General features: G+C 59.0%; 16 protein-coding genes. 10 read left to right on the top strand and 6 right to left on the bottom strand.

Translation table 11 applies throughout. The annotated features are described in order from the left end of the window. Window positions 1–125 precede the first annotated feature (125 nt). Entirely contained in the window at window positions 126–1,994 is a 1,869-nt protein-coding gene (locus tag BBJ66_RS26385) for an adenylate/guanylate cyclase domain-containing protein (RefSeq protein WP_071090986.1), read from the bottom strand. A gap of 392 nt (window positions 1,995–2,386) precedes the next feature. On the opposite strand from BBJ66_RS26385, the gene BBJ66_RS26380 reads away from it, so the two are divergent. From BBJ66_RS26380 to BBJ66_RS35090, 6 genes are all read left to right on the top strand, one after another. Next, window positions 2,387–3,256: an ornithine carbamoyltransferase gene (locus BBJ66_RS26380; RefSeq protein WP_071090984.1), complete on the top strand. Its 870-nt coding sequence runs from the start codon at window positions 2,387–2,389 to the stop codon at window positions 3,254–3,256. Between the two features lie 64 nt (window positions 3,257–3,320). Further along, window positions 3,321–4,367 (top strand): ABC transporter substrate-binding protein, encoded by a 1,047-nt coding sequence (locus tag BBJ66_RS26375; protein WP_071090981.1) that lies wholly within the window; start codon window positions 3,321–3,323, stop codon window positions 4,365–4,367. 283 nt (window positions 4,368–4,650) lie between these two features. Then, window positions 4,651–5,595: a Bug family tripartite tricarboxylate transporter substrate binding protein gene (locus BBJ66_RS26370; protein WP_071090978.1), complete on the top strand. Its 945-nt coding sequence runs from the start codon at window positions 4,651–4,653 to the stop codon at window positions 5,593–5,595. Then, complete coding sequence (locus BBJ66_RS26365; RefSeq protein WP_071090975.1) at window positions 5,592–6,083, top strand: tripartite tricarboxylate transporter TctB family protein; 492 nt, start codon at window positions 5,592–5,594, stop codon at window positions 6,081–6,083. The genes BBJ66_RS26370 and BBJ66_RS26365 overlap by 4 nt, the downstream gene beginning before the upstream one ends. 86 nt (window positions 6,084–6,169) lie before the next feature. After that, the gene (locus BBJ66_RS26360) at window positions 6,170–7,687 is read left to right on the top strand and encodes a tripartite tricarboxylate transporter permease (protein WP_071091232.1); all 1,518 of its coding nucleotides are present in this window, start codon (window positions 6,170–6,172) and stop codon (window positions 7,685–7,687) included. A 150-nt stretch (window positions 7,688–7,837) separates the two neighbouring features. Continuing rightward, window positions 7,838–8,008, top strand: coding sequence for a hypothetical protein (locus tag BBJ66_RS35090; protein ID WP_190238037.1), 171 nt, complete (start codon window positions 7,838–7,840; stop codon window positions 8,006–8,008). A 213-nt stretch (window positions 8,009–8,221) separates the two neighbouring features. Here the strand turns inward: BBJ66_RS35090 and BBJ66_RS26355 are convergent, their stop codons facing one another. Next, window positions 8,222–9,313 carry a DUF475 domain-containing protein gene (locus BBJ66_RS26355; protein WP_071090972.1) on the bottom strand — a complete coding sequence of 364 codons (1,092 nt, stop codon included), beginning with the start codon at window positions 9,311–9,313 and terminating at the stop codon, window positions 8,222–8,224. A gap of 338 nt (window positions 9,314–9,651) precedes the next feature. Here BBJ66_RS26355 and BBJ66_RS26350 point away from each other — a divergent pair, with 338 nt between their 5' ends. Both BBJ66_RS26350 and BBJ66_RS26345 read left to right on the top strand, forming a co-directional pair. Further along, complete coding sequence (locus tag BBJ66_RS26350; protein ID WP_071090969.1) at window positions 9,652–9,897, top strand: hypothetical protein; 246 nt, start codon at window positions 9,652–9,654, stop codon at window positions 9,895–9,897. A 58-nt stretch (window positions 9,898–9,955) separates the two neighbouring features. Continuing rightward, window positions 9,956–10,150 carry a hypothetical protein gene (locus BBJ66_RS26345; RefSeq protein WP_071090966.1) on the top strand — a complete coding sequence of 65 codons (195 nt, stop codon included), beginning with the start codon at window positions 9,956–9,958 and terminating at the stop codon, window positions 10,148–10,150. A gap of 55 nt (window positions 10,151–10,205) precedes the next feature. Here the strand turns inward: BBJ66_RS26345 and BBJ66_RS26340 are convergent, their stop codons facing one another. Continuing rightward, entirely contained in the window at window positions 10,206–10,718 is a 513-nt protein-coding gene (locus tag BBJ66_RS26340) for an MgtC/SapB family protein (RefSeq protein WP_071090964.1), read from the bottom strand. Between the two features lie 260 nt (window positions 10,719–10,978). Between BBJ66_RS26340 and BBJ66_RS26335 the strand changes: the two genes are divergently transcribed. Both BBJ66_RS26335 and BBJ66_RS26330 read left to right on the top strand, forming a co-directional pair. Next, complete coding sequence (locus BBJ66_RS26335; protein WP_071090961.1) at window positions 10,979–11,749, top strand: DNA cytosine methyltransferase; 771 nt, start codon at window positions 10,979–10,981, stop codon at window positions 11,747–11,749. Further along, a complete protein-coding gene (locus BBJ66_RS26330) occupies window positions 11,691–12,311 on the top strand; it encodes a hypothetical protein (RefSeq protein WP_071090958.1) in 621 nt (206 codons plus the stop codon). Before BBJ66_RS26335 ends, BBJ66_RS26330 begins: the two co-directional genes overlap by 59 nt. Window positions 12,312–12,405: 94 nt before the next feature. Here the strand turns inward: BBJ66_RS26330 and BBJ66_RS26325 are convergent, their stop codons facing one another. The 3 genes from BBJ66_RS26325 to BBJ66_RS26315 are packed head-to-tail and all read right to left on the bottom strand — an operon-like array spanning window position 12,406 to window position 21,909. Beyond that, window positions 12,406–13,716 carry an HlyD family type I secretion periplasmic adaptor subunit gene (locus BBJ66_RS26325; protein ID WP_071090955.1) on the bottom strand — a complete coding sequence of 437 codons (1,311 nt, stop codon included), beginning with the start codon at window positions 13,714–13,716 and terminating at the stop codon, window positions 12,406–12,408. Next, a complete protein-coding gene (locus tag BBJ66_RS26320; RefSeq protein ID WP_071090953.1) occupies window positions 13,713–15,464 on the bottom strand; it encodes a type I secretion system permease/ATPase in 1,752 nt (583 codons plus the stop codon). Before BBJ66_RS26320 ends, BBJ66_RS26325 begins: the two co-directional genes overlap by 4 nt. A gap of 13 nt (window positions 15,465–15,477) precedes the next feature. Continuing rightward, entirely contained in the window at window positions 15,478–21,909 is a 6,432-nt protein-coding gene (locus BBJ66_RS26315) for a calcium-binding protein (protein WP_116429672.1), read from the bottom strand. Window positions 21,910–21,912 lie beyond the last annotated feature (3 nt).

Raw genomic sequence — 21,912 nt, 5'->3', positions numbered from 1 at the left:
GTCACAGCGATTTTGGAGCTTACAGCGCCGCGCCTCCTTCAGACGCGTAAAGGACGCTGTAACATTTTCAATCCTCGCATCGTGCTTTCCGAAAATCGATTCCGAATTTGGCGGGAAAGCCGGCGTCAGCTCCCGGTCCTTTCGACCCGTTCGCGCTGCATCATCGCGGCGTCCAGCAGCCTTCGGAAGCGGGGATCGTCGCGGATGTTGTCGAGATCGGAATCATTGTTGAACCATTTGATATGGTAGACGGAGCTGTGCGGCAGTAACTTCTCAAGGAGATCGATAGCCTGGTCGACGTCGCCGAGGACGGAATAGACGCAGGCCAGATTATACTGCGCGACGATGTCATCAGGATCGATGGCGATCGCCCGCGCCGCCCAGTCGCGTGCCCTCATGGCGTCGCCCATATGAGCAAGCGCCAGCGCGCCGCGATGGGCCGGGCCAGAATTTTCCGGATTGAGGTTCAGCGCGCGTTCGGCGCGCAACAGGCCGAGGCGCGCCCAGTTTTCCGTATCCGACACACGGCCGAGCGAGCGGTAGGCAGACATCAGATGGATCGGCGAGACGTAGTCATCAGGGCGGATCGAAGCGGCGCGGGTGAAATATTGAACCGATTCGGCGAAGTTGCCGCGCATGAAGAAGAACCGGGCATAATGGAAATTCGCCTCGAAGAGGTTTGGGTCGAGCGCCAATGCTCGTTCGAAGGCCGCGGCCGCCCTCTCGTCAAAGCCGCTCTGATGCAGGGCCAGACCGTGAGAGGCGTGGGCCTCGGGAAGGTCGGGATCAAGCGCAAGCGCGCGGGCGCTCATCTCAAGGATGCGCCGCAGCGGCACGTCATCAGCTGCCCAATCGCGGATCGCCGCGTCGCAATCGGCGATGCCTGCATAGGCGCGGGCATAATCCGGGTCGAGTTCGACCGCCTTGCAGAACATCCGCCTTGCAAGCTGGAGATAGGATTTGGTCCAGGTGTGGGAGAGCTGGCGGCCCCTGAGATAATAGGTATAGGCCTCGACATTGGCGGTCGGCTCGTTGGCGATCGCCTTCTTCTCCTCCGGCAGCAGACGCACCTTCAAGTGGCCGACGATCGCGTGGGTGATCTCGTCCTGGATGGCAAAGATGTCGGTCAGGTCGCGGTCATAACGTTCGGCCCAGAGATGATCGCCATTGGCGGTGTCGATCAACTGGCCGGAAATGCGCACACGATTGCCGAAGATGCGCACGCTGCCCTCGAGCACGTAGCGCACGCCGAGTTCCTGGGCGAGCCGCTTCACCTTCACCGATATGCCCTTGTAGGTGAAGATCGTATTGCGCGGCACCACGTGCAGGCTGGAGATCTTGGAGAGATCGGTGATGATGTCTTCGGTGATGCCGTCGGAGAAATAGTCCTGGTCGGCATCGCCGCTCATATTGGTGAAGGGCAGCACGGCGATGAAGCAGGTATTGCGGTTCTGCGCGACCAATTTCGCCGAGGAGGGCGGCGCCAGGGTGACGGTATAGACCTGAACCGGCTGCCGGATATTCTTCAGCACATGCTCGCCGATGAATTCGAAGCCGAGATTGAGGCGCGAGCCGACCTGGTCGCGCACCGAGGCCGACACGGCGATGCCGCCCGGCGCCGCGATGCCCTCAAGCCTGGCGGCAAGATTGACGCCGTCTCCGAAGATATCGCCGTTCTCGACCACGACGTCGCCGAGATTGATACCGATACGGAATTCGACGCGCTCGTCCTTCGGCACTTTCTCGTTGCGGGCGGCCATGCTGCGCTGGATTTCGGCGGCGCAGGCAACGGCGTTCACCACGCTCTGGAATTCGGCAAGGATGCCGTCGCCGGTGAGTTTGACGATCCGGCCCTTGTAGTCTGAAATCCGGATATCGACCAGTTCGCAGCGGTGGCGGTTCAGCGCCTGCAGCGTGCCGGCCTCATCAATGCCCATCAGTCGGCTATAGCCAACGACATCCGCAGCGAGAATAGCGCTCAGTCGTCGTTCCATGACCCCTCCCATGGATCTTCCCAGTTTAGTCCAGCTTTTTATAGAGTTTTTGTCGTGGAGAGTCGCCTCCTGAATAGAAATTCGGGCGGATTCGACGTTTTGACACGGCAGCGCGACCATATAGCGTCGCCGATCTTCATCAATACTCTGAATGGGTGAAGGATGGTGTTCAGCGATAATCCTTTGTGATGAAATCCGTTTCTAATCGGAGAAGCAGGAAATGATGTGCTTCCGTCGATGCTTCGCGATCGGCGATATAAAAAAGTAGTCGCCGATCGGTTTGGGGCGGAATATTGCCAGCGGTATCCAACACCGTAGGGAATGTGATTCGGGTTGCTGCGAGACCGATGCCGGTTATTGTGGCGGCGTTTCGTGCGCGACGGAGATTTTGGATGACAGGTTCGGCCCGGGATTTTCTGGCGTTTCATGATATTGCGGAGGCCGGACTTCGGTCGATTATCGCTCGCGCCGGGGAGCTTGCCATAGCTTGGGATGAGCGCTCCATGCCGCAGAGCCTGACGGGCAAACGAGTCGCGCTGATTGCCGACGACGGTGGCTGGCGCAATACGACTGCCTTCGATCTCGGCGTCCAGGCGATGGGCGGTATCTGCGTGCATGTGCCGATCGGCTTCAATGCGCGGGAGGAGTCCGGCGATCTTGCGGGTTATCTCGGCAACTGGTTCGACATGCTGGTGATCCGCACGAAGGAGCTCAATACGCTGAAGGCGGTGGCGGCAGCCGCGCCGGTGCCTGTCATCAATGCACGCACACGCTCCAACCATCCTTGCGAGACGCTCGGCGATCTTGCCTATATCGAGAGCCGGCGCGGCTCGATCGACGGGTTGAAGGTCGTTGGCGTGGCGGCGGACGCAAATATCCTCCGCTCCTGGGTCGAGGCGTCGATCGTGTTGCCGATCGAGGTGGTGCAGGTCTATCCCGAACGCTGGCATATAAGTGACGCCGCACTGCTCAACGAGCGCTTTCGCGCGAGCACCGATATGGGCGAGCTATCGGATGCCGACGTCGTCATCACCGATTCATTGCCGGGTGACGTCGCCTCGGAGGCGCTTGCCGGCTACAGGATCGGGACCGAAATTCTCGATCGTTTGCCAGAAGATGCGATCTTCCTGCCCTGCCCGCCGGTGACGCGCGGCCAGGAGGTGACGGCCAAGGCGATGGAGCATTCGCTTTGCCAAAGCCGCGCCGCCAAGGCCTTTCTGTTGCACGCGCAAAATGCGCTGATGGAGTGGGTCATCGCCTAGATTCGGCGCACTTGCTCCCCCCGGCATGCTCAGGCATTGTTGAGGCATGAGGAGAGTTTTCATCTTGCTGCTGGCGTTCTGGCCGGACTTTGCGCTGGCCGATCAGGCCTTCTATACGGCGAAATCGGGCAATTCGGATGCGCCGGTGCTGACGGTTTATTCTTCGCTCGACGAGCCGTTGGCGCAGCCGATGATCCGGGGTTTCCAGGAAGCCAATCCCGACGTTGCGGTCAAATACGAGGATATGCTGACCGGCGATATCTACGACCGGATCGTCAGGGAGACGGATGCCGGCAAGAAGACCGCGGATTTCGCCTTTTCCTCGGCGATGGACCTGCAGGTCAAACTCTCCAACGACGGATATGCGCAGGTCAGCAACCTGCCGATGAGTGCGGCATGGCCGAAATGGGCGAACTGGCGCAACACCGCCTATGCGCTGACCTTCGAGCCGGCGGTGTTCGTCTATCACAAGCCGAGCTTTGTGCATGAGCCGGTGCCGAGCTCGCGGGCGGAATTCGTCGATTACCTCAACCGCAAGGGCAACGACGTCTATGGACGGATCGGAACCTACGATATCGAGCGCTCCGGCGTCGGTTTCCTGTTCATGGCGCGCGACCAGGAGCAGTTCGGCGATATCTGGTCGGTGATCGGAGCGATGGGGGCTGCCGGCGTCAAGCTCTATTCGACGAGTTCGGCGATCCTGGAGCGTGTTGCCGACGGGCGCTTCGTGCTCGGATACAATATTCTCGGCTCCTATGCGGCCGACTGGGCCTCGCGATATCCGGATGTCGGCATCGTGCTGCCGAAGGATTATACCGTGGTGATGTCGCGGATCGGACTGGTGCCGCAGGCAGCCGCCGAGCCGGAGCTCGGCCGGCGTTATCTCACCTTCTTCATGTCGAGGGAAGGGCAGACGATCATGGCGCGCGAGCTGCAGATCCCGGCCGTCAGCCCGGAGGTGGCGGGAGAAAATACCGCCAATACGCTGCAGGAACTGCTCGGCGCCCAGCTTCGACCGGTGCCGGTCAGCCCCGGGTTGATGGTCTATCTCGACCAGGTGAAACGGGCGCGGCTGATCGCGCACTGGAACGAGGTTCTGCGGGCGCAGTGAAGCGTTTCAGGGTTCGGCCGGTCCACACATAGGACTTCGGTTTAGACCGGCGCCTGGCAATTGCGGCAAAAAAGTGGCCTCCTCTCCTGGATATCTCGCCGATGTCAGCTAAATGACAGCTTGTTGTGGTGGCTTTGGCTACTTCTTCTCCGTGGAGGCGGAGAGCTGAAGCCTTGGGAGGTATTCTGCTCGTCATCAGGACAATCGTGTCCGCTGTCGGCCGTTCCTCCCGATTCCCAGAGAATAACAGGCGGTTCGCTCAGCCGCCCACGGAGGACACATCGTGAAGCATAGTTTCATCGCAACTCTTCTTGCAGCGACCATCGCGCTGCCGGCCTATGCGGCCGACTACACCATCATCGCGCCGGCCGCTCCCGGCGGCGGCTGGGACCAGACGGCCCGTTCGCTGCAGACCGCGCTGCAGCAGGAGAAGATCTCCGGCAACGTGCAGGTCCAGAACGTGCCTGGCGCCGGCGGCACCATCGGCCTGGCGCAGTTCAGCAGCCAGGCTGCCGGCAATCCGAACTCGCTGATCGTCGGCGGCTATGTCATGGTCGGTGCGATCCTCACCAACAAGTCGCCGGTAACACTCAAGGACGTCACGCCGATCGCCCGTCTGACCGGTGAATATGAAGCCGTCGTCGTTCCGGCCTCTTCCGAGATCAAGACCATGGCCGATCTGGTTGCGGCGCTGAAGAAGGATCCGGGCGCAGTTTCCTGGGGCGGCGGTTCGGCCGGCGGTACCGACCACATCACGGTCGGCCTGATCGCCAAGGCCTCCGGCGTCGACCCGACGAAGATCAACTATGTCGCCTTCTCCGGCGGCGGTGAAGCGCTCGCCGCCATTCTCGGCGGCCAGGTCACGGCCGGCGTCTCGAGCTACAGCGAGTTCGAATCGCAGGTGAAATCCGGCACGCTCCGTCTTCTCGCCATCTCCAGCGACAAGCGCATCGACGGCGTCGATGCCCCGACGCTGAAGGAAGCCGGCACCGACGTCACCATCCAGAACTGGCGCATGGTTGCCGCAGCCCCGGGCCTGTCGCCAGAACAGGTGGCAGGCGTCACCGCCGATTTCGAGAAGCTGCACAGCTCCGCCACCTGGCAGGAAACGCTGAAGACCAAGGGCTGGGCCGACACCTATCTGTCCGGCGACGCCTTCAAGGCGCAGCTCGAGAAGGATGTCTCCGCCACCGAAGGCATTCTCAAAGATATCGGACTTGTTCAATGAGCGAGGATAACACCTCCTCGGCAACGACACGCCGCCCTGATTGGGCGGCGTTCATCATTGCCGTTTTCCTCTTCGTCATCGCCGGCGTGATGGCCTGGGATGCCTCGCATCTGAAAACGATCGCGCAATACGACCGCATCGGCCCGGCGACAGTGCCTCAAGTGGTGGCGTTCGGCCTCTTCTGTCTCGGGATCTGGACAGTCGCCGAAGCTTGGCGCGGCGAGTTTCCGGAGCGCGATCAGCAGGAAGTGGCGCCGGTCATCTGGATCGTTGCCGGTCTTGCCGGCCAAATGCTGCTCCTGCGCGTTGCCGGCTTCTCGATCGCCACCGGCATCCTCTTTGCGCTGACGGCACGCGGTTTCGGTAAACGCAAGCTCTGGATCTCGCTGCCGCTCGGCATCGTTCTCAGCTTCGTCGTCTGGGCGATCTTCTCGCAGCTGCTGCAATTGACGCTGCCGGCCGGCCCGCTCGAACATCTGTTCTTCTGACCGCGCGGGACGCGCTGTCAGCTCTTTTGATTTTACGCGGTGCCTGACCCGATCGCATGATCGGGAACGCCGCTTGGGACACCAAGATGAGCACATTCGAATTCCTATGGCAGGGTATCCTGGTTGCGATGCAGCCGATGAACCTGGTTTATGCGCTGGTCGGCGTAACGCTCGGCACTGCCGTCGGCGTGCTGCCCGGCATCGGCCCGGCGCTCACCGTGGCGCTGCTGTTGCCCGTCACCTACAAGCTCGATCCCGGCGGCTCGCTGATCATGTTCGCCGGCATCTATTACGGCGGCATGTATGGCGGTTCGACGACCTCGATCCTGCTCAACACGCCGGGTGAAAGCGCCTCGATCGTCACCGCGCTCGAGGGCAACAAGATGGCACGCGCCGGGCGCGGCGGACCGGCTCTGGCGACGGCGGCGATCGGCTCCTTCGTCGCCGGCCTGATCGCCACCCTCGGGCTCGCCTTCATCGCTCCCTATATCGTCAAGCTGGCGCTGGTCTTCGGGCCGCGCGAATATTTCGCGCTGATGGTGCTTGCCTTCGTCACCGTCTCCTCGGCCTTCGGCGATTCAGCGCTCAGGGGCCTGACCTCGCTGTTCATCGGCTTCGCACTCGCCATGGTCGGCATCGACCAGCAAACGGGGCAGGCGCGGCTTTCCTTCGGCATTCCCGACCTGCTCGACGGTGTCGAAGTGACGACGCTTGCGGTGGCGATGTTTGCGATCGGCGAGACGCTTTACATCGCCGCGCAGGGCAACCGGATCGCCGAGAAGGTCGAGGCGGTCAAGGGTTCGCTGTGGATGACGGCGCAGGACTGGTCGCGTTCGTGGAAGCCCTGGCTGCGCGGCACGCTGATCGGCTTTCCGATCGGCGCCATGCCGGCGGGCGGCGCCGAAATCGGCACTTTCCTCTCCTACGCCACCGAAAAGCGGCTGGCGAAGAACCCCGAGGAGTTCGGCCATGGCGCGATCGAAGGCGTGGCCGGTCCGGAGGCTGCCAATAACGCCTCGGCCGCCGGCACGCTGGTGCCGCTTCTGACGCTCGGCCTGCCGACGACGGCGACGGCGGCAATCATGCTTGCCGGCTTCCAGCAATACGGCTTGCAGCCGGGGCCGCTGCTGTTTGCCACCAACCCGCAGCTCGTCTGGGGGCTGATCGCCAGCCTGCTCATCGCCAATGCGATGCTGCTGGTCTTGAACCTGCCGATGATCGGGCTCTGGGTAAAGCTGCTGACGATCCCGAAGCCGTGGCTCTATGCGGGCATTCTGCTGTTTGCGACGCTCGGGACGATCGGCGCCAACCCGTCGGTGTTCGAGCTCGGCATGTTGCTCGCCTTCGGCCTGCTCGGTTACGTGATGCGGCTCTTCGGCTATCCGATTGCGCCGACCGTCGTCGGCCTGATCCTCGGGCCGCTTGCCGAGCAGCAGCTCCGCCGTGCGCTGGCGATCAGCCAGGGCGACGTCACGACGCTGGTGATGTCGCCGATTGCGGCAGGCCTGCTGATCGTTGCCGCAGCGGCCTTTCTCATCCCGCTGATCCTGCGGATTCGCGGCCGCGGCCAGGTGCTGTCGCAGCTCGCGGCAAACGAAGACTAAAAAGACGACATTACCCCTGCCTCAAGGCCGGCCATGGAAACATGCGCCGGCCTTCTGTTTTTGCATGGCTGCGGTGATTTTCTGAGCATTGTGGTAGTGCCTGCGCGATACCATCTACAAGCGGTCAATCAAAACAAGAGGAAATGGACAATGTCCGCCATCCGCAGTTCAGTTCGCACGGGTTTCTTTGGTCGCGCATTTGCCGTGCTTGGCGCCGCAAATGCCGTCAGCGCCGCCGTTGAAGCCGGTCGCCGACCGCGTGCCCGCGATCTGAGGGAACTTGGCATCGACCCGGCCGCCTTCGGTCAGGCTTCCCGCTGACACCTTCAAGTCATGCATGAATGAATTAGCCCGCAACCCCCGTGAACTGCCCCGAAGGTTGTCGTCCAACTTTCGGGGGCAGTTCACTAGTGGTCGCGGGCTTTGTTTTGTCCGAAAGAGAGTGCCGCAACGCCAAGCGCTGCGGCCTTAGTCTTTGTTTATGCATGTCGCCCGGAGCCGCGGCGCAGTTCCGGGCGACATGCATTGTCATCGTCAGGCGTGAAGCTCTTCCTGCCGGGCGGCGTGATCTTCCATCCGCTCGCGCTTGTTGTGGCGGATCGACGACCAGAGCGACAGGCCGATCAGGGTAGCGCCGCCGAGACCGGTGATCACTTCGGGGATGTGCACCAGGGTCTGCGCATACATGATCACCGAGAGGATCAGGATGGCGTAGAAGGCGCCGTGCTCGAGATAGCGGTATTCGGCAAGCGTTCCCTTTTCCACCAGCATGATCGTCATCGAGCGCACATACATGGCGCCGATGCCGAGGCCGATCGCGATGACGAAGAGGTTCTGCGTCAAGGCGAAGGCGCCGATGACGCCGTCGAAGGAGAAGCTGGCATCCAGCACCTCGAGATAGATGAAGGCGCCGAGGCCGCCCTTGGCGGCAGCGCTCATCGTCTGCTGCGAGGCATCGAGCAGTTCACCCACCACCTCGACCGCGAGGAAGGTGAGCAGCCCGTATATGGCGCAATGAACGAAGATGCTGGCTTCCTCGCCGCCGATCAGCCAGGAGAAAACAAGCATCAGCGCCAGCACGAAAGCGATCTCGATGCCCCTGATGGTGGCCGAGCGCGCCATCACCTTTTCCAGGCCGCGGAACCAATGGACTTTCTTCTCGTGGTCGAAGAAATAGCTGAGGCCGACCATCAGCAGGAAGGTGCCGCCGAAGGCTGCGATCGGCAGATGCGCGTCATTCATGATGCGGGCATATTCTTCCGGCTCACGGGCGGCAAGCACAAGCGCATCCCAGGGGCCGATCCGCGCCGCGATCGCAACGATCGCCAGCGGAAAGACGATGCGCATGCCGAAGACGGCGATGATGATGCCCCAGGTGAGGAAGCGCTTCTGCCAGACCGGCGTCATCTCCTTCAGCTTGTTGGCGTTGACGATGGCATTGTCGAAGGAGAGCGAGATCTCCAGCACCGCAAGCACTGTGCAGATGAAGAAGACGGTCGCCATGCCGCCGATCGTGCCTGTCGTCTGCCAGCCGAGCACGGCGCCAAGAACGAGGCCGAGGGCCGTGACGATGAAGGCCCAGCGGAAATAGCTGAGCGAGGAGTGGTGGGTCGCGGGCTGGCTCATGGCCGCACCTCGCGGCCGCAAATCATGGTGGAGAGGGGGAAATGCGGCATGCCACGACGGGCATGCGGATAAGGCATGTTGAGCTTGTTCATCGATGAAAAATCCGCCGGCTATGCTGCAGGCGGTACCGACATCACGAGAGCGCCGTAAAAACTCTCGCCAGAGGGGCCCGGCACCAAAATTACCCGTAGCCGATGTCTGGAAGGCTGCGGGACAGGCCTTAGTTAATCAACTTCCCCTGTCAGTCAAGTCCGGCGGCGGCACGGAAATGAAGTGTTTTTTTGGAACCATCCCGGTGCCTGCTCGTTAGACCCTGGTTGAGCTTAAAAAGGAGGCCGATGATGCACACTTCGACCCATGTTCCCGACAAACGCACGGAGGCGTCCGACCGCATGAAGCGGGCGAAGCCGAACCGCATGCAGAAGGCGCAGGTGCTGCCGCCGCATCATGTCGACCTGACGCTGACGCCGGGTGTCTATCACGACATTCACGTGCCGGCCCACGTTACCGGTGCCGACCTTTCAAAGGGTGGTCCGGACATCAAGAGCGCCGACCTTAAAGGCAAGGCAGAGACCAAGAAATAACCGGCATTCCGCAAGCCTTTTTGGCGCCCCGACAGCAATTCGAACAGGTGAGAAATATATGACGATCAACTTTGTGCCCCGCGAGATCTTTATCCGGCACGAAAATGAATGGCAGGCTGCACGCGAGGCGGCGGATGAGCGCATCGATATCGGCAAAAGCCAAGAGCCGCTTGCCCCGTCCATCGGCGCCCCGTCCTTCGGCACAAAGGCATCGGTTGGAAAAAACAATCCTTCGGCCGCACGCTCGGAATGAGCAGACCGGCCATCACGCTGATACGGACGTCCGGCATATGCCGGACGTCCGTTTTTTATTGGTCGTCATCCCGATCGGCACGCCGTCCGGAATTGTAGCCCAACCATTGTTCGAGCTTGCCGAAGGCAAACAGCACGCAGATGGCGGCCAGCGTCGTGAAGAAGGCGATCGGCCAGTAACCGAAGCCCATGGCAAGGCCGATCGCGCCGGAGAGCCACATGCCGGCGCCCGTCGTCAGCCCGTGCACCCGACCTTTGGCAAAGACGATCATGCCGGCGGCAAGAAAAGCGACGCCGGCAGTCACCGCTTCGATGACGCGCAGCGGATCGATCCGCACCTGCGCGTCATCGGCAAAACCCGGCATGTGCACAGCCTCGATCGAAATGATGGCGAAGAGGGCCGCAGCAAGACTGATCAGAATATGGGTGCGGAAGCCTGCCGGGCGGTCGCGTGCCTCACGCTCGAAGCCGATCAGCCCGCCGAAGACGATGGCGCCGAGCAGGCGGGCGAAGATGACGGGATAGTGGATACGCGACGCCGGTATCATGTCGGCGATGATCAGATCCATGGATTTTTCCTACAGTGGATGAATTTTTCGCTGGCTAACGTCTGAGCGTGCCTTGTCCCATAATATGAGTGACCACCATGAAGTCGCAGAGGCGTGAGCCGACTCACTGGCGCAGCCTCGTTTGCTACCTGCTTCTCCAAAAAAATCGGTTCCATCAAACTTTCCGAGGATATTGTTGCTTCCGCTAGAACTTTAGACATTCGATTACCGGCCTGGAAATAGAGGGCTCGCTATGTGTCGCTCCAGAAGGGGACATTCTTATGCCGGACATCGACATCAAGGCACAGGCGCTTTCCGACGCCCGGACGCGGATTCTGAAACTGCAGGAGCAGATGACCGAGCGCGTCTTAAAGATGGCTGCGGAGGTCGAAAAGCTCATGGAGATCGTCCCGTCTGCTGAAGCGAAGGCCTTCCTGAAGCCAAGATGCGGCGGCGAACGGATGGTCGGAGCGGAGGACTGGTGCCGCGCAATGCGACGGCAGCCCTTCCATGATCGGTTCGGAAACCTTGTCCAGATCGGAGCGCTCTCTTCCACGCTTCGCGGGCGTACAGGCAAAGGCAGATCTAAGGAAGACGCCCGCTGGAGATCAAAGGGGTTCACCTATGCGCCGATACCGAAGGCGGCGCCGACGAACGAGGACGCCATGAAGGAGGGATTCGTCCCCGGCCTGACACTGCGCATGCGCGCGCGGCTACAGGACTTCCCCGATGATTGGCAGTTCGTTGGCGGTTTTGAGAAGGTTGCAGTGCAGATCGGCAATGCCGTCACCGTCAGAGTAGCAAAAGCGATCGGCCTCGCGATTGTCTCGGCCTTGAAAGGTCTTGAGATCGACTGGGAAAATATGCTCCCGCACCCGCCGCGAACGCAGCGCCAGGTTATCGAAGCTCCACCCTTGGCTCCTCTCGACCACGCTGAAGACCATAAAAGCTTCGCCAATCACAGCTTGACAACGAATGGAGACAGGAAATCCGATGCCAAAATTATCTGTCGCGATGATCTTGCTTATTGCCCTCTGGACTGTCTCCGCTGAGAAATCATTCGCAGCAATGTGGTTGGTACGGGGGCCAGCCAATACCAGCATGGCTGCCGATCCCGCCTGTAAAGCGCGCGACGTCAAGCGCGACACACCTGATGACAACCATCTGTGGATTGACTGCTCGATCGGTGAAAAGCACGTCACGCTTTTGATCGTTTCGGTCGCGCCTTTCGTCGCAAAGGACTTTACCTTCTCAAATGCCGGCCCGATGTTTGCGAAGATTACGGCCGGAACAGAATGGTCGATCTTCAACGACAAGGTCGAATTCATCGGCGGCACGTCTTTCGCGGGTTTCGAGCCTTTCGCCCAAATGAGATTGATTGGCAGGCTGTGTGACGTCGGCGAGCAATGCCCGAACCCACAGGAAAGAATCGTTGCCCTCAAGATGCTTGGAACTTCTTCGGTGACGGTTTCCTTGATCGTGATGGGAGACGTAGAGCAGAAAGACTACATTGTGCATGGAAAGCCCGCTGCAACTTACCGGTATTTCCCAGACCCCATCGCTACCATGGTTGACACATTTAACTTTGCGACAATACAAAACCCGCCATATTAAAGACAGCGCCTCGGAGCAGTGCGCAGGATTCCTGCGAGGCAAAAATTACCGTGAATCTGGCCCTAAGGGTCCTGTTCCGATTTGCAGGCAACTGTCATTCCTCTCTAAACGCTCGAACTACCTGATCGGCAAGAGGCTTCGTAAGATAAGCGAGTGCCGTCCTCTCCCCCGTCTGAACGAAGGCTTCCACTGGCATGCCGGCCACGGGCGTCAGATCGTCAAGACGGGCCCATTCCGCGACGGGAATGGAAACTCTGAGGCGATAATAACTCTGGCCGGTCCGCTGATCGACGATCAAATCTGCTGCGATCTTAGTCACGTGGCCGTTTAACTCCGGCGTCGTTCTCTGGCTGAAAGCGGAAAACCGCAACATGACATCCTGTCCAACTGCTACTTGGTCAATATCCTGAGGTGAAAGCCTGAGCTCCGGCGTCAGTACATCATTGTTGGGCACGATCTGCATGATCGCTTCGCCTGGTGTGACAACGGCGCCCGGCGCATGAACAGCTAGTTCATGGACGATGCCGGCCTGCGGCGATCGAATGTCGATGTGCCGCAACTCATCCTCGGCTGCGATGAGCCGCTCGGAATATTCTCCAATCTCGCTTTCCGCCTGACGCAGTTGGTCCGATACCTCCGTTCTCTGATCATCATCGACCTGAATGATCTGCAGCTCGGTTTCGGCTATTCTTCCCTTTGTTTGCGCCTCGGACGCAACGAGATTTCCAAGTTCTCCGGAGAGGTCTGCAGCTTCTCGCTGCAACGCATAGACGCGGGTTGCCGGAATGATCCCCTGATCGAGCAGCGGCTGCAAGCTCGCAAGTTCCTTGTTGATGATGGAGATCGCCGCCTGTTTGCCTTGCTGCTGCGCGGTCAGCCCCTCCGTCTCCTTCGAGAGTTGCCGAACGCGTTCCGCGAGCTGCGCCTTGCGTCCCCTCGCGGATGATCTTCGATCATAGAATAGGCGCTGTTCGCCGTCGAGCATCGCAGCAACCTCCGGATCTTTCCGATGTGTGAGGAGCGCCTCCGGGAAAGAGATGGCCTCTTTCCCGTCCCGTTCGGCGGCCAGGCGCGCCGTTCGCGCGGCCAGCTCTTTCAGCCGCTTCGAGACGATCGCCAGACTGGCACGCGTCTGCGTGTCATCGAGGTGTATGAGTATCTGGCCGGCTTCGACGATGTCTCCATTCTTGACCAATACCTCGCCAACCGTACCACCCTTCTGATGCTGGACGGGTTTTACGTAGCTGTCGACTACAAGCGTTCCGGCGGCGATGACGGCACCCTGGAGCCGGATCGTGGCTGCGAGCCCCCCAAGGACGCCAACCAACAGGACGATAGCTGCCAGAGCAACTAGCGTCAGATGGCGGATGGCTCGTTCTGCCAATGGCGCATGGCCGGATTTCATTGCGCCATCCCCTCGCCGGACACCATCAGCCGAACAGGAGCAGATACTGTCGTCGGCGGTGGCGCTATCTTTTTTAAGACCTCGTCCTTCGGACCGAACGCCTGGGTCTGACCATTTGCAAGAATGAGAACCAAATCGACGCCCGCAAGCGCGCTCGGGCGATGGGCGATGACAATTGCGATGCCACCTCGTGCCCGGATACCGATGACGGCCCTTGTCAGTGCTGCCTCCCCTTCCGCATCGAGGTTGGAATTGGGCTCATCGAGAACGACCAGGAAAGGATTGCCGTATAAGGCCCTTGCCAGTGCAATTCGCTGACGCTGCCCTCCCGAAAGTGTGGATCCTTGCTCGCCAATTTTCGTGTCGAAACCGTCGGGAAATTGAACGATCATTTCATAGACGCCTGCGGCCCTTGCCGCCGCGATGATGTTTTCGGATGACGCTTCAGGATCGAAGCGCGCGATGTTTTCGGCAATCGATCCGCCGAAGAGGGAAACATCCTGGGGCAGGTATCCGACATGCTCGCCAAGTGCCGTTGGATCCCATTGCGACAGCATCGCGCCGTCCAGACGAACCGCACCCGCAAGCGGCTGCCACAGACCGACTAGGCTCCGGGCGAGCGATGATTTTCCCGAGGCGCTGGGGCCGATGACGCCGACCGCATCACCGGCTCGCAGCTCGAAGGAGATCCCCCGCAAAATCGGGTTCTTTGAACCGGGCGCGGCGAGGTGCAAGTTCTCGACTTTCAGCCCGTCGGTCGGAGCAGGCAGAGACACTTCGCGTTCGCTGCTCGGCATGAGTTGCGAGAGCTGCACCAGGCGAGACCAACTATTTCGCGCCGCAACAAATCCTTTCCATTGTCCAATAGCCAGTTCAACGGGCGCCAGCGCACGGCTGACGAGGATGGAACTGGCAATCATGATCCCGCCGGATGCTTCCTGACGGATCACGAGCACCGCCCCTACGGCCAGCACCGCGGATTGCAGCATCATTCGAAGGATCTTCGAAAGTGTTCCGAGTGTGCCGGTCACGTTCGATGCGCGCAGATGATTGCTAAGATAGCGATGATTGATTTCGTGCCATTTCCGGCCAAGACGGTGGCCGAAGCCCATCGCCAGAACAGCCTCGGAATTTCGCCGCGTCGCTTCAGCAAGGGCAGTTCGTTCGGAGGCGATTTTAGCGGCCTCCTTCGCAGGCTCACGGGATTTCTGTTCCGCCAGGATCGTGAGGCCGATGAGCATCACAGCGCCGCCGAGAGCAGTCCATCCGATCCAGACATGGAAGAAAAAGCAAAGGCCCAGATAAAACGGCATCCAGGGAATGTCGAACAAAGCGGTTGGCCCAGGACCCGACAGGAAACCTCGCACCGTGTCCATGTCGCGCACCGATTGGAGGCCGTCGCCGGATACCTGCATGCGCGAAGGAAGAAGCACAAGGGAGTTGTGAACCGTCTCTTCGAAGCGCTCGTCCACGGAAAGCCCGATACGCACCAGGAGCATCGAGCGGACGAGTTCAAGAACACCCTGAAAGACATACAGAGTGGCAGCGATGATGGCCAGGCCGGCCAGAGTCGGGAGACTTCGGCCGGGAATGACACGGTCATAGACCTGGAGCATAAAAAATGAACCGGTCAGGGCGAGGATGTTGACGATCGCACTCGTCGCCCCGATGCCGAGAACGGCCTTCTTCAGCGAAAAAAGCACCGCCACAAGAAACACCTGTGGCGGCTTGGTATTACCTGTCGACAAACTCAGACTCCGCTCATGCTGCGGCCACGAAACGGAAGTCGTCCTGGTGCAGCGCGGTCAGAGCAACGTTTTTCAGCAGGATGGAATTGTCGCCGTCCTGCGTGATCAGCGTGTCCGAACCCGATTGCGTGGCAGAGGCGATCACCGATGCGAAGTCTGCGAAGACATCGGTCTCGATATCGATGACATCCATCGAGCCGGCGCCTGTGGAAAAATCGACAATGGTATCGTGGCCGAAATTGCCCCGGAAGATGAAGGTGTCATCGGCCTCGGTACCTACAAGGACGTTGTCGCTGCCGGCCGCGGATGCCGGGCTGACCGAGGCGAGAATTGCGCTCGGCGAACCGATACCCATGATCGAATCGCGATCCCAGACAGTACCGTCTGCGAACTCGATCTTCTCAAAGCCCCAATAATCGGTGTCAGCATAGTACTGCTCATCAAGCGTGATCGTATCCCCGGTGCCGACAACTGTCAGCTTCAGGTTGATCCCGTCACGTTCGGCAACGATGTCCGACTGGTTCAGATCAGTGAACTTGAGAACGTCGACTTGATTGGCGGCCTTGGCCTCGTCGTCGATGTAATCGGTACCGTCTCCCGCTGCGTAGAGATAGGTGTCACTACCATAGCCGCCCAGGAGGAAATCATTACCAAGGCCGCCATTGAAGACATCATGATTTGAAGTTCCATACAGCGTGTCGTCACCACTTGTTCCAACGACCGTAACCTTGTCGACGGCGTTCAAGGCAAATGCGGTGATGGCGTCGCGGCTCCATGAACTGCCGTCCGCGAATTCGAACTTGTCGATACCCCAATAGCCGGGGTCTTCGTGTAGTTGTCCTTTGAGGGTAATGACCGCGCCCGTGGGAACGATCGTCAGTTCGACATCATCTCCATGGCGAGCGGCTACCAGATCGGTCGCGTTCAGGTCAGTGAAGCGCAGGACATCCAGGGCATCAGTGAAGCCGACCTCGTCGTTCAAGGTGTCACTTCCATCCCCTTGGCGATAAAAATAGACATCACCGCCGGCGCTGCCGTTGATCACATCGTCGCCCTGACCTCCGAAGAAGTAGTCCTTGCCCCAGTTGCCATCGATCGTTTCTGCAGAATTGGTGCCATAGATCCAACTGGTATCTGGCAGATGATCCAGGGTAAGCGAAGTGCCGTCGGCAAACGCCAAGGTCTCCAGCGACCATCCCTGGGCGGCACTATAATACTGCGTGTTGATTGTGATGACGTGACCGGTCGCATTGACCGTAATGAACATATCTTCACCAGTGCGCGATATCGTCAAGTCGCCGATATTGAGATCGGTGAAGCGAAGCACGTCGGTATCGCCGAGTGCAATGGCCACGTCCGATATCGTGTCGTTGCCGTCGCCAGAAGCGTAGTAATAGGAATCGTTGCCTTCCAAACCATCGAGAAGATCGTCGCCTACGCCGCCATAAAGGGAATCGTCGCCAAGATGACCGTTGACGGTGTCATTGCCAGCCGATCCGTTGATCGTATCGTTACCCATCGATCCGGTGATTGCATCATCGCCCGCCGTCCCTGTGTAGGTCAGTGAGGTGCCAACGCCGACGGAAATGCTCAGATCGTTGAACTGCAGCTTCTCAATGTTGGTTATGACGTCGGTGAACGAGCCATCGACGACCACGACACGACCATCAACCCCCGAGATCGTATACGCGCTGAGATCGTACTCGAAGACCGCTACGTCCGAGCCCGCACCGCCATCTATCCGATCGCTACCATTGCCGCCCCGAATCTGGTCGTCGCCCGCGAGGCCTGCAATTACATCATCTCCTCCCGTACCGAGCAGAGTGTCGCCTCCGCTCGTACCAGTCGTGGGTGCAACGGTATTCGTGATGTTCATAAGAACTTCGCGATTCCACGAGGATCCATCGGCGAAATCGATTTTCTCGAAGCCCCAATAGGCAGCGTCGCTGTACCACTGCTCATCGAGTGTGATGACATCGCCGGTCGCCAGAACCGTTATGTCGAGATTGACACCATTGCGCCTTACAGAAATGTCCGATGCGTTGATATCCGTGAAGCGAAGCGTGTCGACCGCCTCGGGCTCATTAGCCTCGTCGTCAATGTAGTCGGTCCCATCGCCGGACGTATAGACATAGACGTCCGCACCCAGGCCGCCGAGCATTCGATCGTTGCCCCGCCCCCCGATGAAAGTGTCAGCGCCATCTGTTCCCGTAAGCGTGTCATTTCCTGCCGTTCCAGTGATCGGCCCCTGCGGAGCGGCTCCGATGGCCATGATGTCGGACCGGTTCCACGAACTGCCGTCCGCGAACTCGATCTTCTCGAATCCCCAGTAGCCATTTACGGCGTACCACTGCTCGTCAATGGTGATGACGTGACCCGTCGCCAGCACCGTTATGTCCAGATTGACGCCATTACGCGCCACGGAAATGTCCGATGCGTTGATATCCGTGAAGCGAAGGGTATCGACTGAGTTCGGCTCGGTCGCTTCGTCGTCGATGTAGTCGGAGCCATCCCCAGACGAGTATATGTAAACGTCCGTCCCTCCCGCGCCGTACAAACGGTCATCGCCCAGGCCGCCATTGAAAACGTCGTCGCCGGAGGTACCGTTCAGGGTGTCATTTCCGCTCGTCCCGGTAATCTCGCCGCCACTCTCAGCCGCCATGATGACCGATCGATCCCAAGAGCTTCCATCGGCAAACTCGATTCGCTCGATGCCGGCGAAGTCGGACTGGCTCGAAAATTGCTGCCAGACCGTGATTGTGCTCCCGGTGCTCAGAATTCTGACCTGGAGATCGGCGCCGCTGCGGACCAGGACGACTTCGGATGGATTGAGATCAGCTAGACGAAGAACATCGACATCGCTCAGGCGGTCATCTTCTCGGTCGGTGATGTTGTCATTTCCATCGCCCGACGCGTAGATGTAGACGTCGGATCCGGCGGCGCCGTCCAGCCAATCGTCCCCTCCTTTGCCCTCAAGGGTATCGTTTGCCGATGCGCCCGTCAGAAAATCGACGGCGCTTGTTCCGACAAGCGTCTGGCTGGATTCGTTGATCGCCAGCAAGTCAGCACGAGACAGATAGCTGCCATCAGCGAACTCGACTTTCTCGAGTCCGTAAGACCCGGCTGGATCGAACTGGTCGTCGATCGTTATTATTTCGCCGGTCGCCAGTATCGTAATCTTGAGGTCCAGACCGCTTCGAGCCAATGAGATACCGACAGCGTTGATATCCGCCAGCCGCAGGACATCGTTGTCTGAGGAAGAAGAGTAGAAATCGTCGATGCGATCATTACCGTCTCCGGAGTTATAGACGTAGGTGTCGCCGCCCGAGCCTCCCCTCAGCAAGTCGTCACCCAGGCCGCCGCTGATCGTTTCGTTGAACCAAATGCCGTCCAGAGTGTCGTTTGCCGACGTTCCGACGATATTGGGGATCCGGCCAAGCTCCATGAGAGCGTCTCGGTCCCACGAGCTTCCGTCGGCGAATTCGATCTTCTCGAAGCCATAGACGTCGTATTGAGAGGAATACTGGCTGTCGATTGTGATTGTTGCGTTGGTGCTGAGAATCCTAATTACCAATGCCAGGCCGTCACGCGTTGCGTTTATATCGGACGCGTTGATATTCGTCAGGCGAAGGACATCAACGCTGCCGATGTCGCTTCCTTCGTCATCGAGAAAGTCATTCCCATCGCCGCTCGCGTAAACGTAGACATCACTCCCAAAGCGCCCCTTTATCGTATCGTCGCCAAGACCACCTGTGATGATGTCGGCCTCCGACGTGCCCACGATCGTGTCATTGCCTGATGTGCCTATGATGGGCTGCGCTTCCAGAGCCATGATCGTAGCGCGGTCCCACGAAGTGCCATCGGCGAACTGAATTTTCTCGAGGCCGAAGTCACCCCATGTGGTGTACCACTGATTTTTGACGGTAATCACGTCACCGGTAGAAAGGACAGTGATCTTCAAGTCGGTTCCGACATGGGCAGCGCTTACGTCGGCGGCATTGAGATCCGTGAACCAGAGGGTGTCGACATTATTTGGCCAGCTCTCTTCGTCGATGATGTCATTGCCGTCGCCTGCCGAGTAGAGATAGGTGTCGCTTCCTCGGTCGCCGATCAGCGTGTCGTCGCCGAGACCACCGCGATAAACTTCGTCTCCATCGTCGCCATGAAGCGTATCATTTCCATTTGTTCCGTCATGGTCGATGTCACCGCCGAAGGCGCCGATCTCGAGGATGGCCTCCCGGTCCCAAGAAGTGCCGTCCGAGAACTCGATTTTTTCGATGCCCCAATAGCCATCTGACAGGAACTGCTTTTGGACGGTGATCACTTCCCCAGTGGCATTGATAGTGATCGTCAAATTGTCCCCATTTCGGGCAGCCGTCACATCTGTCGCTGTCAAATCGTGCAGACGAAGAATATCGATCTCGTTGGAGCTGTTGACGCCGTCATTGATGATGTCTTGTCCCTGCCCACTGGCGTAAGCGTAAATGTCGTCGCCGAAGTCGCCAGACAGCGAATCGTTACCGCCGAGGCCGGTGAGCAAATCATCACCCCTGGTCCCCTGGAGACCGTCATTCGCTGAGGTTCCCACAATTCCCTCGGGTTCGACCGAGCTGATATGCGTTATGATATCCTGTTTCGTCCAGATCGTTCCATCGGTGAACTGAATGCGCTCGATTCCGTGTTCGTGATCATCTGAGATCGATGACTTAACGAGAATCGATCCGCCATCGCCAGCGCCAAGAGCACTTTCCGCAATTTCGATAACCAGATCATTTCCTTTTTGCCGTAGAACGATCTCGCTCGGAGCTATGTCGGATAGGACCAACTTATCGAGTCCGCTGAAGTCGGCGGTTTCGATAACTGTGTCGTTGCCATCTCCGCGGGCATAGCCGTAGATGTCGTCGCCAACCCCACCCGTCAGGCGATCGTTTCCGATATTGCCGTAGAGAACGTCGTTGCCTTCCTCGCCTTGAATTTCATCCTGTCCGCCGCGGCCATAAACGACATCGTCTCCAGCCCCGGTATGTATACGCTCATCGCTATCTGCATCCGAGCCGGGCGGGTCGTTAGGTCCGTGAATGGTATCGGCGTTTGGCGTTCCTTCACTAGGAGATGAATAGGCTTGAAGCTTTATTCCGAAATCGCCCTGCTTGAATCCTACGATCGCAGCGTAGGGAGTGCCGTCGTCTGGATACTCTGGCAATAAGAAGATGTAGGGGCGGCCCTTGTCATCAAGGATCGTAGAAACCAGGATTCTTGCCACCCATTGGGTTTTCGCAAGATCGTCAGTTGTCCAGGAAATATTTCGATAGTAGGTGCCGTTGTCATTCGTGGAAACGGCCTCGTAGGTACCCGCAATTGCGATCGCATCTGTCGTCTCGACAGTTTGACCGCCAGCCATCTGGGTAACCTTGTGGTTCTGCACCCAGATTTCGCCAACCCCGTCTCCGGAGGTTTCATCAATAACGTCTATAAGCTCCAGCGATTCAGCCAGGGTGCCTGTATAGTCCCTGTCGTTTTTGTGCGAGATGAGGTAGCGGTCGTTTCCGGCACCTCCCTGGAGCACATCTTTCACCCCGTCGTTCCATTCAGGATGATAGTCGCGAAGCACGACATTCTGGAAATCGGTAACGTCACCGCCGGCCAAGATATCATCATCGTCCCCACCGAAGAGGTGATCGATGCCCTGCCCGCCTGACAGGCTGTCATCATTTGCTCCGCCGTAGACAAAATCAGCACCCGCACCCGCGAAAGCGGTTTGCTTGCCGTCGTAACCAATAATTAGATCCCGGCTGGGCTGCGGGTCGGCACCTGTTGTCAATGAGCCTCGCCGATCAACGGTCCAATTCGTTGGACCACTTACGGGGAACAACACGACCTGATCGATTGCCTCGCCATTGGTGTAACTAGATTGCTTCCAAAGTGGCACGCTAGTGTCTGAGTATCCCGCTTCGTTGGCTGCTAAGAAGACATCGAAGTAATGTCCTCTTGGTTGTTCACCGAAAACCTCCAGCATAACCGAATTGGTATATCGAACGGTCGCGCCTAAAAAGTCTGAAGACGGCGCCAGCAGAAGAGATCCATACCCGTCCGCGTCCACTATTTCGCTGCCATCAGCCGCTACGAGGTCAAGCTCGCCTGTAACGATGTGAACCAATTCATGAACGAATATGCCCCGTTCTGTGAGAGGCGCCTTGTTTCCTTTAAGATCGATATAGGTTGCGTCGGTCGACTCGGTCTTGTCGAGATAGATCGCGTTTGGACTGTGGGTTGAACCGTTGGAAACGTTGCTAACCTCAATTGTCCGCGTCGTTCCGAATAACGCCGAAGCGTAGCTCGATGCGGCGAGAGTTTCGATAGCGCGTTTAAGCTCCCCCTGCCGCTCTGCTGTTAAATTGTCGAGAAGCACAAAGGTCGTATTGCCGGCAACGACAGTGATCGGCATGGA

This window comes from Rhizobium sp. RSm-3 (genome assembly GCF_001854685.1).
Taxonomy (GTDB): Bacteria; Pseudomonadota; Alphaproteobacteria; order Rhizobiales; family Rhizobiaceae; genus Rhizobium; species Rhizobium ecuadorense.
Note: the sequence above shows the minus strand (reverse complement) of the source record. Positions and strands in the feature narration are given on the sequence as shown.

Bases quoted from the DNA above. Each gene is read 5' to 3' on its own strand.
- BBJ66_RS26385 (WP_071090986.1), bottom strand. From the start codon at position 1,994: ATGGAACGACGACTGAGCGCTATTCTCGCTGCGGATGTCGTTGGCTAT.
- BBJ66_RS26380 (WP_071090984.1), top strand. From the start codon at position 2,387: ATGACAGGTTCGGCCCGGGATTTTCTGGCGTTTCATGATATTGCGGAG.
- BBJ66_RS26365 (WP_071090975.1), top strand. From the start codon at position 5,592: ATGAGCGAGGATAACACCTCCTCGGCAACGACACGCCGCCCTGATTGG.
- BBJ66_RS26360 (WP_071091232.1), top strand. From the start codon at position 6,170: ATGAGCACATTCGAATTCCTATGGCAGGGTATCCTGGTTGCGATGCAG.
- BBJ66_RS35090 (WP_190238037.1), top strand. From the start codon at position 7,838: ATGTCCGCCATCCGCAGTTCAGTTCGCACGGGTTTCTTTGGTCGCGCA.
- BBJ66_RS26355 (WP_071090972.1), bottom strand. From the start codon at position 9,313: ATGAGCCAGCCCGCGACCCACCACTCCTCGCTCAGCTATTTCCGCTGG.
- BBJ66_RS26350 (WP_071090969.1), top strand. From the start codon at position 9,652: ATGATGCACACTTCGACCCATGTTCCCGACAAACGCACGGAGGCGTCC.
- BBJ66_RS26345 (WP_071090966.1), top strand. From the start codon at position 9,956: ATGACGATCAACTTTGTGCCCCGCGAGATCTTTATCCGGCACGAAAAT.
- BBJ66_RS26340 (WP_071090964.1), bottom strand. From the start codon at position 10,718: ATGGATCTGATCATCGCCGACATGATACCGGCGTCGCGTATCCACTAT.
- BBJ66_RS26335 (WP_071090961.1), top strand. From the start codon at position 10,979: ATGCCGGACATCGACATCAAGGCACAGGCGCTTTCCGACGCCCGGACG.
- BBJ66_RS26330 (WP_071090958.1), top strand. From the start codon at position 11,691: ATGCCAAAATTATCTGTCGCGATGATCTTGCTTATTGCCCTCTGGACT.
- BBJ66_RS26325 (WP_071090955.1), bottom strand. From the start codon at position 13,716: ATGAAATCCGGCCATGCGCCATTGGCAGAACGAGCCATCCGCCATCTG.
- BBJ66_RS26315 (WP_116429672.1), bottom strand. From the start codon at position 21,909: ATGCCGATCACTGTCGTTGCCGGCAATACGACCTTTGTGCTTCTCGAC.